General features: G+C 59.4%; 15 protein-coding genes. 10 read left to right on the plus strand and 5 right to left on the minus strand.

Annotated elements, in window-relative coordinates:
* Window positions 1-99 precede the first annotated feature (99 nt).
* The 5 genes from lptB to AACY19_RS08850 are packed head-to-tail and all read right to left on the minus strand — an operon-like array spanning window position 100 to window position 3436.
* Window positions 100-825 (minus strand): LPS export ABC transporter ATP-binding protein, encoded by a 726-nt coding sequence (gene lptB, locus AACY19_RS08830; RefSeq protein ID WP_008085069.1) that lies wholly within the window; start codon window positions 823-825, stop codon window positions 100-102.
* Window positions 825-1370, minus strand: coding sequence for a lipopolysaccharide transport periplasmic protein LptA (gene lptA, locus AACY19_RS08835; protein ID WP_339449877.1), 546 nt, complete (start codon window positions 1368-1370; stop codon window positions 825-827). The genes lptB and lptA overlap by 1 nt, the downstream gene beginning before the upstream one ends.
* A complete protein-coding gene (gene lptC, locus AACY19_RS08840; protein ID WP_339450048.1) occupies window positions 1357-1929 on the minus strand; it encodes an LPS export ABC transporter periplasmic protein LptC in 573 nt (190 codons plus the stop codon). Before lptC ends, lptA begins: the two co-directional genes overlap by 14 nt.
* Window positions 1930-1937: 8 nt before the next feature.
* Entirely contained in the window at window positions 1938-2462 is a 525-nt protein-coding gene (locus AACY19_RS08845) for a KdsC family phosphatase (RefSeq protein ID WP_339449878.1), read from the minus strand.
* Window positions 2462-3436, minus strand: coding sequence for a KpsF/GutQ family sugar-phosphate isomerase (locus tag AACY19_RS08850; protein WP_339449879.1), 975 nt, complete (start codon window positions 3434-3436; stop codon window positions 2462-2464). Before AACY19_RS08850 ends, AACY19_RS08845 begins: the two co-directional genes overlap by 1 nt.
* A gap of 275 nt (window positions 3437-3711) precedes the next feature.
* On the opposite strand from AACY19_RS08850, the gene AACY19_RS08855 reads away from it, so the two are divergent.
* The 10 genes from AACY19_RS08855 (at window position 3712) to hisC (ending at window position 11666) form a co-directional block, all read left to right on the plus strand.
* Window positions 3712-4521 (plus strand): ATP-binding cassette domain-containing protein, encoded by an 810-nt coding sequence (locus tag AACY19_RS08855; protein WP_339449880.1) that lies wholly within the window; start codon window positions 3712-3714, stop codon window positions 4519-4521.
* A complete protein-coding gene (gene mlaE, locus AACY19_RS08860; RefSeq protein ID WP_339449881.1) occupies window positions 4521-5318 on the plus strand; it encodes a lipid asymmetry maintenance ABC transporter permease subunit MlaE in 798 nt (265 codons plus the stop codon). The genes AACY19_RS08855 and mlaE overlap by 1 nt, the downstream gene beginning before the upstream one ends.
* On the plus strand, window positions 5318-5785 hold the full coding sequence (mlaD, locus tag AACY19_RS08865; protein ID WP_339449882.1) for an outer membrane lipid asymmetry maintenance protein MlaD: 468 nt from the start codon (window positions 5318-5320) through the stop codon (window positions 5783-5785). The genes mlaE and mlaD overlap by 1 nt, the downstream gene beginning before the upstream one ends.
* An 11-nt stretch (window positions 5786-5796) precedes the next feature.
* A complete protein-coding gene (locus tag AACY19_RS08870) occupies window positions 5797-6450 on the plus strand; it encodes an MlaC/ttg2D family ABC transporter substrate-binding protein (RefSeq protein WP_339449883.1) in 654 nt (217 codons plus the stop codon).
* Window positions 6447-6752 (plus strand): STAS domain-containing protein, encoded by a 306-nt coding sequence (locus AACY19_RS08875; RefSeq protein WP_339449884.1) that lies wholly within the window; start codon window positions 6447-6449, stop codon window positions 6750-6752. The genes AACY19_RS08870 and AACY19_RS08875 overlap by 4 nt, the downstream gene beginning before the upstream one ends.
* A gap of 116 nt (window positions 6753-6868) precedes the next feature.
* Complete coding sequence (locus AACY19_RS08880) at window positions 6869-7108, plus strand: BolA family protein (protein WP_008085051.1); 240 nt, start codon at window positions 6869-6871, stop codon at window positions 7106-7108.
* Between the two features lie 22 nt (window positions 7109-7130).
* Window positions 7131-8396, plus strand: coding sequence for a UDP-N-acetylglucosamine 1-carboxyvinyltransferase (murA, locus tag AACY19_RS08885; protein ID WP_007912385.1), 1266 nt, complete (start codon window positions 7131-7133; stop codon window positions 8394-8396).
* A gap of 127 nt (window positions 8397-8523) precedes the next feature.
* Complete coding sequence (hisG, locus tag AACY19_RS08890; protein WP_007912384.1) at window positions 8524-9159, plus strand: ATP phosphoribosyltransferase; 636 nt, start codon at window positions 8524-8526, stop codon at window positions 9157-9159.
* A gap of 126 nt (window positions 9160-9285) precedes the next feature.
* Window positions 9286-10611, plus strand: a complete 1326-nt coding sequence (hisD, locus tag AACY19_RS08895; RefSeq protein ID WP_339449885.1) for a histidinol dehydrogenase — start codon at window positions 9286-9288, stop codon at window positions 10609-10611.
* A 2-nt stretch (window positions 10612-10613) separates the two neighbouring features.
* A complete protein-coding gene (gene hisC, locus AACY19_RS08900) occupies window positions 10614-11666 on the plus strand; it encodes a histidinol-phosphate transaminase (protein WP_339449886.1) in 1053 nt (350 codons plus the stop codon).
* Window positions 11667-11830 lie beyond the last annotated feature (164 nt).

Here is an 11830-nt window from a genome sequence, read left to right on the forward strand (position 1 = left end):
GAAACTGAAGTGTTTGCCTAGAGCGCTGTAACAATTAAGCGTATTAAATACTGCTTGAATCGATACAGCGCACGCACCGCTCACGAAGCATTGTTGTGCTTACAGGCGGAATTCGTGGCCCAGATACACTTCCTTGACCAGGTCATTGGCCAGGATGGTTTCTGCGTCGCCTTCGGCAATCAATTGACCGTCGTTGACGATATAAGCGGTTTCGCAGATATCCAGGGTCTCGCGCACGTTATGGTCGGTGATCAGTACGCCGATGCCTTTGGCCTTGAGGTGATGGATGATCTGTTTGATGTCGCCGACCGAGATCGGGTCGACACCGGCGAACGGTTCGTCGAGCAGAATGAATTTCGGCGCGGTCGCCAGGGCGCGGGCAATTTCTACCCGGCGGCGTTCACCACCGGACAGGCTCATGCCAAGGTTGTCGCGGATGTGGCTGATATGGAATTCCTGCAGCAGGCTTTCCAGTTCCTTGCGACGGCCGGCCTTGTCGAGTTCCTGGCGGGTCTCGAGGATCGCCATGATGTTGTCGGCCACCGACAGTTTGCGGAAGATCGACGCTTCTTGCGGCAGATAGCCGATACCCGCCTTGGCGCGACCGTGCATGGGCTGGTGGCTGACGTCCAGGTCGTCGATCAGTACGCGACCCTGATCGGCCTGGACCAGGCCGACGATCATGTAGAAGCAGGTGGTTTTGCCGGCGCCGTTGGGACCGAGCAGGCCGACGATCTGGCCGCTGTCGATCGACAGGCTGACGTCACGCACAACCTGGCGGCTTTTATAGGCCTTGGCCAGGTGCTGAGCTTTCAGAGTTGCCATTACTGGGTTTTCTCGTCGGTTTTCTTCTTCGGCTGGATCACCATGTCGATGCGTGGACGCGCCTCGGTGACCTTGCTGCCGGTAGCGCGACCGGCGCTGGCCAGTTTCTTCACGGTGTCATAGACGATTTTCTCGCCCTGAGTCGTGTTGTTGTCCTTGTCGACAACCTTGGCCTTGTCGATCAGCACGACGCGGTTTTGCGCGGCGTGGTACTGGATCGTCACGCCCCAGCCCTGTACAGGCTTGCTGTCGCCGGCGGTCTGTAGCTGTTCGAAGTAGGCAAGGTTGCCCACCGACGTCACCACGTCGATATCGCCGCCCGGGGTGCGGGTGATGGTTACCGTGTTGCCTTTTACGATCATCGAACCCTGGGTGATGATCACATCACCTTTATAGGTGGCGATGCCGTTCTTGTCGTCCAGTTGGGCGTCGTCGGCCTGAATGCGGATAGGTTGCTGCTGATCGTTCGGCAGAGCCCAGGCGCTCACGCTTCCCAGTGCTGCGCCCAGACTGAGCAAAATAGGGAGGGTTTTAACGAGCCTCATACTGTCCTCTTACGTTCGATAGCAGGTGTATCCTGCTTTCCTTCAGGTACGCTTTCATTCCAACGCCAGTCGATACACCGCCGGCGCCGTCGATTCTAACGGGTTGCTCGGTCTGCGCATATTGCTCCTGCGGGAACACCGTCATGCGCGTGGAGGTGACCAGCAGATCGCGGTTCTTTTCATCGGTGCGTTTTATGCGCACCGAATCGATCAATTCAACTTGAGTACCGCCCGAGTTCACTTCGCCGCGTTCACTGGTCACGTGCCACGGAAAAGCCGTGCCGCGATACATGTTCAGATCGGGTTTGGTCACCAGCGTGATGTCGGTGGCCTTGACATGTTCGGCCTTGTCGGAGGTCATTTCGTACTGTACGCCGCCGTCCGGCAGGTATTGCACGGTATGCGTGTTGGTCGCATACCAGTCGACAGGGTTCTCGACCGAAGTGACCGGTGGCTTGTCGAGGAAGCGTTCCGGGCTGATGTTCCAGTAGCCGACCGCAGCGAAAAGCGCAGCGATGCAGCCGAACAGCAGGAAGTTACGAAATTTTTTGCTAAACATGGCTTGGCTCACAAGTACGCGGCGTTGGCTGCATCGAGGCGGCCCTGGGCGCGCAGGATCAATTCGCAGAATTCGCGGGCAGCACCTTCGCCGCCACGGGCCCGTGTCACGCCGTGGGCGTTTTCGCGGACGAAGTCGGCAGCGTTGGCAACCGCCATGCCCAGGCCGACGCGGCGGATCACCGGCAGGTCCGGCAGGTCGTCACCGAGATAGGCGACCTGTTCATAGCTTAGGCCCAGTTGCTCAAGTAGACCGTCGAGAACGACCAATTTGTCTTCACGACCTTGAAACAGGTGCGGGATGCCGAGATTTTTTGCCCGACGCTCGACCACTGGCGTCTTGCGACCGCTGATGATAGCGGTCTGCACGCCGGCGTTCATGAGCATTTTGATGCCTTGGCCGTCGAGGGTGTTGAAGGTCTTGAATTCGCTGCCGTCTTCAAGGAAATACAGGCGCCCGTCAGTGAGTACGCCGTCGACGTCGAAAACCGCCAGTTTGATCGCTTTGCCGCGTTGCAGCAGATCGTTACTCATTACATGACTCCTGCGCGCAGCAGGTCGGAGAGGTTGAAGGCGCCGATCGGGCGATCCTCCTCATCGACGACTACCAGTGCGTTGATTCGATGGTCTTCCATGATTTTCAGGGCTTCGGCGGCGAGCATCTCGGGCCGGGCAGTTTTACCGTGAGCGGTCATGACCTGGTCGATGGTGGCGCTGCGGATGTCGATGCTGCGATCCAGGGTGCGGCGCAAATCACCGTCGGTGAAGATCCCGGCGAGCTTGCCGTCGGCCTCGAGGATGGCCGTCATGCCCAGACCCTTGCGGGTCATTTCCATCAGTGCGTCCTTGAGCAGGGTGCCGCGTTGTACTTGCGGCAGCTCCTGACCGGCATGCATGACGTTTTCCACTTTCAGCAGCAGGCGGCGACCAAGCGCTCCACCCGGATGGGAGAAGGCGAAGTCTTCTGCGGTGAAACCGCGTGCTTCGAGCAGGGCAACAGCCAGGGCGTCGCCCATGACCAGGGCTGCGGTGGTCGAGGAGGTCGGCGCCAGGTTCAAGGGGCAAGCCTCATGCTCGACGTGAACATTGAGGTTGACCTCGGCGGCTCTGGCCAGCGGCGATTGCGGGTTGCCGGTAACGCTGATCAGCTGGATGCCCAAGCGTTTGATCAGCGGCAGCAGGGTCACGATTTCGTTGGTCGAGCCGGAGTTCGAAAGGGCCAGAATCACGTCGTCACGGGTGATCATGCCCATGTCGCCATGGCTGGCTTCTGCCGGGTGAACGAAAAATGCCGGGGTGCCGGTGCTGGCCAGGGTCGCGGCAATCTTGTTGCCGACGTGCCCGGATTTACCCATGCCAACCACGACCACACGGCCTTTGCTGGCCAGAATCATCTCGCAAGCGCTTACGAAATCGGCGTCGATATGGGGCAGCAAGCCTTGTACGGCTTCCACTTCGAGGCGGATGGTGCGTTGTGCCGATTGAATCAGGTCGCTGGTTTGGCTCATGTCAGAAATCGTTTAGCCCGATGAAAAGGCGGCGATTATAGCGGTTATGTTGCAAAGCCTCACGCAAGTTCGTCGTGCTTTGTCATTCCTCGTAACCAATTCCATGAAAAAGCGCCTTCGGCCCAGCCAGATCGGCGAACAGAGGCCGGCACAGATCTTGGGCGCCGGGCGTTTGCAGTGATATAGTTCGCCGCCAGTTCGGCCTGCCCGGGGTGTAAGTGCTTTCCCAGAAAAGCCAGGCGTCCGAGTGAGAGGCTGCATCGCAAGGAGTTTAGATGAGTGCCGATAACGCCTACGCGGTCGAGCTGAAGGGAGTCTCCTTCAAGCGCGGTGCGCGCAGCATTTTCAATAATGTCGATATCCGTATTCCGCGGGGCAAGGTCACCGGCATCATGGGGCCTTCCGGGTGTGGCAAGACCACGCTGTTGCGGTTGATGGGTGCACAACTGCGTCCAACCAGCGGCGAAGTCTGGGTCAACGGCCAGAACCTGCCGAAGCTGTCGCGCAGTGATCTGTTCGATGCGCGCAAGCACATGGGGGTGCTGTTCCAGAGTGGCGCGCTGTTCACCGATCTCGATGTCTTCGAGAACGTTGCTTTTCCCCTGCGCGTTCATACCCAACTGCCGGATGAAATGATCCGCGACATCGTCCTGCTCAAGTTGCAGGCCGTGGGTTTGCGCGGCGCCATCGAATTGATGCCCGACGAGTTGTCCGGCGGCATGAAGCGTCGCGTGGCATTGGCCCGGGCGATCGCGCTGGACCCGCAGATTCTCATGTACGACGAACCGTTCGTCGGCCAGGACCCGATCGCCATGGGCGTGCTGGTGCGCCTGATCCGTCTGCTCAACGATGCACTGGGGATCACCAGTATCGTGGTTTCCCACGATCTGGCCGAAACCGCGAGCATCGCCGACTACATCTATGTGGTGGGCGATGGCCAGGTGCTGGGTCAGGGCACGCCGGACGAATTGCTCAACTCCGATGAACCGCGCATCCGCCAGTTCATGACAGGCAATCCCGATGGCCCGGTGCCGTACCATTTTCCAGCGACGGACTACCGCGCAGATCTTCTGGGGAAGCGCTGATGCGCAGAATTTCATTAATAGAACGCGTTCGCCGTTTCGGCGAATCTGCCATCGACGCCGTTGCGGTGTTCGGTCGCGCGACGCTGTTCCTGTTTCATGCCTTGCTGGGTCGCGGCGGCATCAGCGGGGGCTTTGGTCTGCTGGTCAAGCAGTTGCACTCGGTTGGCGTGATGTCGCTGGTGATCATCGTCGTATCCGGCATCTTCATCGGCATGGTCCTGGCCCTGCAGGGTTTCAGCATTCTGTCGAGCTACGGTTCGGAGCAGGCGGTGGGTCAGATGGTTGCCCTGACCCTGCTGCGTGAACTGGGCCCGGTGGTGACGGCGCTGTTGTTCGCCGGGCGTGCCGGTTCGGCACTGACCGCCGAAATTGGCAACATGAAATCCACTGAACAGCTTTCCAGCCTGGAAATGATCGGGGTGGACCCGCTCAAGTACATCATTGCCCCGCGTCTGTGGGCCGGTTTCATTTCCCTTCCCGTGCTGGCGATGATTTTCAGCGTGGTGGGGATCTGGGGCGGTTCGTGGGTGGCTGTCGACTGGCTGGGCGTGTATGAGGGCTCGTATTGGGCGAACATGCAGAACAGCGTGAACTTCGCAGATGACGTGCTGAACGGCGTGATCAAAAGTATCGTATTCGCCTTCGTCGTGACCTGGATCGCCGTATTCCAAGGCTATGACTGTGAGCCCACTTCCGAGGGCATCAGTCGAGCCACTACCAAGACCGTTGTGTTTGCCTCGCTGGCAGTGCTCGGTCTGGACTTTATTCTGACCGCTTTGATGTTTGGAGATTTCTGATGCAAAACCGCACCCTGGAAATCGGTGTCGGCCTGTTCCTGCTGGCAGGGATACTGGCTTTGCTGCTGCTTGCTTTGCGGGTCAGTGGCCTGTCTCCGACGTCGACCACCGACACCTATAAACTTTATGCCTACTTCGACAATATCGCCGGTTTGACGGTCAGAGCCAAAGTGACCATGGCCGGTGTGACCATCGGCAAGGTCACTGCCATCGATCTGGATCGCGACAGCTTCACCGGTCGGGTAACCCTGCAAGTGGATAAAAAGGTCGACAACCTGCCGACCGACTCCACGGCGTCTATCCTGACCGCTGGTCTGCTGGGCGAGAAGTACATCGGTATCAGCGTCGGCGGTGAAGACCAGACGCTGAAGGAGGGTGGAACCATTCACGACACGCAGTCGTCACTGGTACTGGAAGACCTGATCGGTAAATTCCTGCTCAATACCGTTAGCAAAGACGCCAAATGAGGAGCTTTTGAATGATCTCTATCTTGCGACGTGGCCTGTTGGTGTTGCTCGCAGCCTTGCCTCTGATGGCTAACGCTGCGCCCGGGCAATCCGCGCATGATCTGGTTCAGGACACGACGAACCGGATGCTTGCCGACCTGGCAGCCAACAAAGAGAAGTACAAGCAGGACCCGCAGGATTTCTACACGGCGTTGAATACCATCGTCGGTCCGGTGGTGGATGCCGAAGGCATTTCCAAAAGCATCATGACCGTCAAGTATTCGCGCAAGGCCACGCCTGAGCAGATGCAGCGGTTCCAGGACAACTTCAAGCGCGGCCTGTTTCAGTTCTATGGCAACGCCTTGCTCGAGTACAACAATCAGGGCATCACCGTTGATCCTGCCAAGGATGAGTCGGGCGACCGTACCAGCGTCAACATGACCGTCAAGGGTAGCAACGGCGCCATCTATCCAGTGCAGTACACGCTGGAGAATATCAATGACGAGTGGAAACTGCGCAATGTGATCATCAACGGCATCAACATCGGCAAGTTGTTCCGCGATCAGTTCGCTGACGCGATGCAGCGTAACGGCAATGATCTGGACAAGACTATCGACAACTGGACAGGTGAAGTGGCCAAGACCAAGCAAGCCACCGAGAAAGCTGCCGAGAAGTCAGCGCAATGAATGAGGCGGCAGTTCGTATGAGTGATGTCGATGAGCTGTTGCTCAGCGGAGTGCTGGATTACCGCACCGGCCCTGACTTGAGAAAGGAAGGGCGGGCGTTGATCAAGTCCAGCAAGGCGTCGACGCTGGTGATCGATTGCTCGGCGGTGAAGAAGTCCAGCAGCGTCGGTTTGTCCCTGCTGCTGTGCTTCATGCGCGATGCCCAGGCGGCCGGCAAGGCTGTCAGCATCCGTGCGATGCCCGAAGATATGCGCGAAATCGCTCAGGTCAGTGAGCTGAGCGAACTGTTGGCGCACCCCTGAACCCACATCTATAAAGAAGCCCCCCCGTCAGAGTCCTGCCTTGCGGGGTTCGCAGGCGCGGGGCTTTTTTGTATGATGTCCGACCCGTGCGCACAGGGCGCCGATTGAGGTTGAGCATGCAGGCCGTAGAAGTGAAGAGCTTCCTTGAAGGAAAGCTGCCCGGAACGTTGGTAGAAGTTGAGGGCGAAGGCTGCAATTTCCAGCTGAACGTGATTAGCGATGAACTGGCGGCGTTGAGCCCGGTGAAGCGTCAGCAGCAGGTCTATGCCCATTTGAACCCATGGATCACCGATGGCAGCATCCATGCGGTCACTATGAAATTTTTCAGCAGCGCGGCCTGGGCCGAGCGCACCTGAGCCCAAGGGCGTCGAGATTCTTATGGATAAATTGATTATTACCGGTGGCGCTCGTCTTGATGGCGAGATCCGCATTTCCGGGGCGAAGAACTCCGCCCTGCCGATCCTGGCTGCCACGTTGCTGTGCGATGGTCCGGTGACCGTTGGCAATCTGCCGCACCTGCACGACATCACCACCATGATCGAGCTGTTCGGGCGCATGGGCATTGAGCCGGTGATCGACGAGAAACTCAGCGTCGAAATCGATCCGCGCACCATCAAGACCCTGATCGCCCCGTATGAGCTGGTGAAAACCATGCGTGCGTCGATTCTGGTACTGGGCCCGATGGTTGCCCGTTTCGGTGAAGCCGAAGTTGCTCTGCCTGGCGGTTGCGCCATCGGCTCGCGTCCGGTTGACCTGCACATCCGTGGTCTCGAAGCCATGGGCGCAGTCATCGACGTTGAAGGCGGCTACATCAAGGCCAAGGCGCCTGAGGGCGGCCTGCGCGGTGCGCACTTCTTCTTCGATACCGTCAGTGTGACCGGTACCGAGAACATCATGATGGCCGCAGCGCTGGCCAAGGGTCGCAGCGTGTTGCAGAACGCCGCCCGCGAGCCTGAAGTGGTTGACCTGGCGAACTTCCTCAACGCCATGGGCGCCAAGGTTTCCGGCGCCGGCACCGACACCATCACCATTGATGGCGTCGAGCGTCTGGGTTCGGCTTTCTATAAGGTCATGCCTGACCGTATCGAAACCGGCACCTACCTGGTGGCTGCTGCCGTGACCGGTGGCCGCGTCAAGGTCAAGGACACCGATCCGACCATCCTCGAAGCCGTTCTGGAAAAACTCCGCGAAGCCGGCGCAGAAATCACCTGCGGTGAAGACTGGATCGAGCTGAACATGCACGGCAAGCGCCCGAAAGCGGTCAACGTGCGCACCGCGCCGTACCCGGCGTTCCCGACCGACATGCAAGCGCAGTTCATCTCGCTCAACGCCATTGCCGAAGGCACCGGTGCGGTGATCGAGACGATCTTCGAAAACCGTTTCATGCACGTATACGAACTGCACCGCATGGGCGCCAAGATCCAGGTCGAAGGCAACACCGCCATCGTCACCGGCACTGAAGTCCTCAAGGGCGCGCCAGTCATGGCCACCGACCTGCGTGCTTCTGCCAGTCTGGTGATCTCGGCACTGGTTGCCGAAGGCGACACGCTGATCGATCGCATCTACCACATAGACCGTGGTTACGAATGCATCGAAGAAAAACTGCAGATGCTGGGCGCCAAGATCCGTCGCGTTCCGGGCTAATTGCTGCATCGGGACACAGGGACGTGTCCACTGAATTCGTTTTGAGTCGAGCCGGTTTCCGGCTCGATGTGTGTCCGGCGCCGATTGCGACCGGACATGAGTACCTTGATAAGGACTGACGTTTCCCATGTTGACCATCGCACTGTCCAAGGGCCGCATCCTTGACGACACCCTGCCGCTTCTCGCCGAAGCGGGCATCGTGCCGACCGAGAATCCGGACAAGAGCCGCAAGCTGATCATTCCCACGACGCAGGACGACGTTCGCCTGCTGATCGTGCGCGCCACCGACGTGCCGACCTATGTCGAGCATGGCGCGGCCGACCTCGGCGTGGCCGGTAAAGACGTGTTGATGGAGTACACCGGCCAGGGTCTGTACGAGCCACTGGATCTGCAAATTGCCCAGTGCAAACTGATGACCGCCGGCAAGATCGGCGCGCCGGAGCCCAAGGGCCGTTTGCGCGTGGCGACCAAGTTCGTCAACGTTGCCAAGCGTTATTACGCCGAGCAGGGCCGTCAGGTCGACATCATCAAGCTCTACGGCTCGATGGAACTGGCACCGCTGATCGGCCTGGCCGACAAGATCATTGATGTGGTCGACACCGGCAACACGCTGCGCGCCAATGGCCTGGAACCTCAGGAACTGATTGCCACGATCAGCTCGCGCCTGGTGGTCAATAAAGCTTCGATGAAAATGCAACACGCCCGAATCCAGGCGTTGATCGATACCCTGCGCAACGCAGTGGAATCGCGACACCGCGGCTGATTCACCTGCGCGACGTTAAGTCGCGCCCGTCTATCCGCCTCATAGCCAGAATCTCAGGTGCCCAAGCGGAAACGACTGCTAAGTTAGGGCGCCTGAGTTTTTTGCCATTCCTATGAGGCTCTCGCTATGACCGCAACGACTGCAATTCGCCGACTCAACGCTGCTGACCCGGATTTCGCGCATCATCTGGATCATCTGCTGAGCTGGGAAAGTGTGTCTGACGACTCGGTCAATCAGCGGGTGCTGGACATCATCAAGGCGGTGCGCGAACGCGGCGACGCGGCGCTGGTCGAGTTCACCCAGAAGTTCGACGGTCTGCAAGTCGCCTCGATGGCCGATCTGATCCTGCCGCGCGAGCGCCTGGAACTGGCCCTGACGCGCATCACCGTGGCGCAACGCGAAGCACTGGAAAAAGCCGCTGCCCGCGTGCGCAGCTATCACGAAAAACAGAAGCAGGATTCCTGGAGCTACACCGAAGCCGATGGCACGGTGCTCGGCCAGAAGGTCACGCCGCTGGATCGCGCGGGTCTGTACGTACCTGGCGGCAAGGCGTCGTACCCGTCGTCGGTGTTGATGAACGCGATTCCGGCCAAGGTCGCCGGCGTGACCGAAGTGGTCATGGTCGTGCCAACCCCGCGTGGTGAGGTCAACGAACTGGTGCTGGCCGCCGCGTGCATTGCTGGCGTTGACCGCGTGTTCACCATCGGCGGCGCGCAAGCGGTTGCTGCGCTGGCTTACGGCACCGAAAGCGTGCCGCAAGTGGACAAGGTGGTTGGCCCGGGCAACATCTATGTCGCCACTGCCAAGCGTCACGTGTTCGGTCAGGTCGGTATCGACATGATTGCCGGTCCTTCGGAAATTCTTGTGGTGTGCGACGGCCAGACTGATCCGGACTGGATCGCCATGGACCTGTTCTCGCAAGCCGAGCACGACGAAGATGCGCAAGCCATTTTGGTCAGCCCGGACGCCGAATTCCTCGACAAGGTTGCGGCAAGCATCGACAAACTGCTGCCGACCATGGACCGCGCGACCATCATTGAAACCTCGATCAATGGTCGCGGCGCGCTGATCCAGGTGCGAGACATGGCCCAGGCCATCGAAGTCGCCAACCGCATCGCCCCGGAACACCTGGAGTTGTCGGTCGCCGACCCCCAGGCCTGGCTGCCGCAGATCCGCCACGCCGGCGCGATCTTCATGGGCCGTCACACCTGCGAAGCGCTGGGCGACTACTGCGCCGGCCCGAACCACGTGCTGCCGACCTCCGGCACCGCGCGTTTCTCTTCGCCGCTGGGCGTGTATGACTTCCAGAAACGTTCGTCGATCATCTTCTGCTCCGAGGCCGGCGCTTCCGAGCTGGGCAAGACCGCATCGATTCTGGCCCGTGGTGAATCCCTGAGCGCGCACGCGCGCAGCGCCGAATACCGCATCAAAGACGAATCGAAGGGGAACTGAACATGAGTAAATTCTGGAGCCCGTTCGTCAAGGATCTGGTGCCTTATGTACCGGGCGAGCAGCCGAAGCTGACCAAACTGGTCAAGCTCAACACCAACGAAAACCCTTATGGGCCGTCGCCAAAAGCCCTGGCCGCGATGCAGCTCGAACTCAATGACAACTTGCGCCTGTACCCCGACCCGAACAGCGATTTGCTAAAGAGCGCCGTCGCCAGTTATTACGGCGTGCAGAGCAATCAAGTGTTCCTCGGCAACGGCTCGGACGAAGTGCTCGCGCACATTTTCCATGGCTTGCTGCAACACGATCAGCCGCTGCTGTTCCCGGACATCAGCTACAGCTTTTATCCAGTGTATTGCGGCTTGTATGGCATCCGGTTCGACGCGGTGCCGCTGGATGCGCAGTTCCAGATCAACCCGGCCGACTACGCAAAGCCCAATGGCGGGATCATTTTCCCTAATCCGAACGCGCCAACCGGTTGCCTGTTGGCACTGGAGGCGGTCGAGCAGATCCTCAAGGCGAGCCCGGATTCGGTGGTCGTGGTGGACGAGGCGTACATCGACTTTGGTGGCGAAACCGCGATCACTCTGGTGGACCGTTATCCCAACCTGCTGGTGACCCAGACCCTGTCCAAGTCGCGCTCGCTGGCTGGCCTGCGGGTCGGTCTGGCGGTGGGGCATCCAGATCTGATCGAGGCGCTGGAGCGGATCAAGAACAGCTTCAACTCTTATCCACTGGATCGTCTGGCAATTGTCGGTGCGGCAGCGGCGTTCGAGGATCGCGAATATTTCACCAAGACCTGCCGTTTGGTGATCGAGAGCCGTGAGTGGGTGATCGCGCATTTGCAGACCAAGGGTTTTGAAGTGCTGCCGTCGGCGGCGAACTTCATCTTCGCCCGCCACCCGCAACACGACGCGGCGGGGCTGGCGGCGAAACTGCGTGAGCAAGGTGTGATCGTGCGCCACTTCAAGCAGGAGCGGATTGCCCAGTTCCTGCGGATTTCGATTGGCACGCCGGAGCAGAATCAGGCGCTGATCGATGGGCTTGGCGACCTTTAAAAGCAAAGCCCTCACCCTAGCCCTCTCCCAGAGGGAGAGGGGACCGATTGGGGGATATTGCAGAGTTTCGCCGACGTGAAAGTGCTGTACGGAATCCATAATCGACGCGGTCTTGCAGGTCGATGTATCCCGCAAGACAACTCGGTCGGTCCCCTCTTCCAAAG

The organism is Pseudomonas sp. EA_5y_Pfl2_R50 (genome assembly GCF_963970475.1).
In the GTDB taxonomy this organism is placed as follows: domain Bacteria; phylum Pseudomonadota; class Gammaproteobacteria; order Pseudomonadales; family Pseudomonadaceae; genus Aquipseudomonas.

Excerpts from the sequence above, each read along its gene's own strand:
- lptB (WP_008085069.1), bottom strand. The coding sequence starts at position 825 with ATGGCAACTCTGAAAGCTCAGCACCTGGCCAAGGCCTATAAAAGCCGC.
- lptA (WP_339449877.1), bottom strand. The coding sequence starts at position 1,370 with ATGAGGCTCGTTAAAACCCTCCCTATTTTGCTCAGTCTGGGCGCAGCA.
- lptC (WP_339450048.1), bottom strand. The coding sequence starts at position 1,929 with ATGTTTAGCAAAAAATTTCGTAACTTCCTGCTGTTCGGCTGCATCGCT.
- AACY19_RS08845 (WP_339449878.1), bottom strand. The coding sequence starts at position 2,462 with ATGAGTAACGATCTGCTGCAACGCGGCAAAGCGATCAAACTGGCGGTT.
- AACY19_RS08850 (WP_339449879.1), bottom strand. The coding sequence starts at position 3,436 with ATGAGCCAAACCAGCGACCTGATTCAATCGGCACAACGCACCATCCGC.
- AACY19_RS08855 (WP_339449880.1), top strand. The coding sequence starts at position 3,712 with ATGAGTGCCGATAACGCCTACGCGGTCGAGCTGAAGGGAGTCTCCTTC.
- mlaE (WP_339449881.1), top strand. The coding sequence starts at position 4,521 with ATGCGCAGAATTTCATTAATAGAACGCGTTCGCCGTTTCGGCGAATCT.
- mlaD (WP_339449882.1), top strand. The coding sequence starts at position 5,318 with ATGCAAAACCGCACCCTGGAAATCGGTGTCGGCCTGTTCCTGCTGGCA.
- AACY19_RS08870 (WP_339449883.1), top strand. The coding sequence starts at position 5,797 with ATGATCTCTATCTTGCGACGTGGCCTGTTGGTGTTGCTCGCAGCCTTG.
- AACY19_RS08875 (WP_339449884.1), top strand. The coding sequence starts at position 6,447 with ATGAATGAGGCGGCAGTTCGTATGAGTGATGTCGATGAGCTGTTGCTC.
- AACY19_RS08880 (WP_008085051.1), top strand. The coding sequence starts at position 6,869 with ATGCAGGCCGTAGAAGTGAAGAGCTTCCTTGAAGGAAAGCTGCCCGGA.
- murA (WP_007912385.1), top strand. The coding sequence starts at position 7,131 with ATGGATAAATTGATTATTACCGGTGGCGCTCGTCTTGATGGCGAGATC.
- hisG (WP_007912384.1), top strand. The coding sequence starts at position 8,524 with ATGTTGACCATCGCACTGTCCAAGGGCCGCATCCTTGACGACACCCTG.
- hisD (WP_339449885.1), top strand. The coding sequence starts at position 9,286 with ATGACCGCAACGACTGCAATTCGCCGACTCAACGCTGCTGACCCGGAT.
- hisC (WP_339449886.1), top strand. The coding sequence starts at position 10,614 with ATGAGTAAATTCTGGAGCCCGTTCGTCAAGGATCTGGTGCCTTATGTA.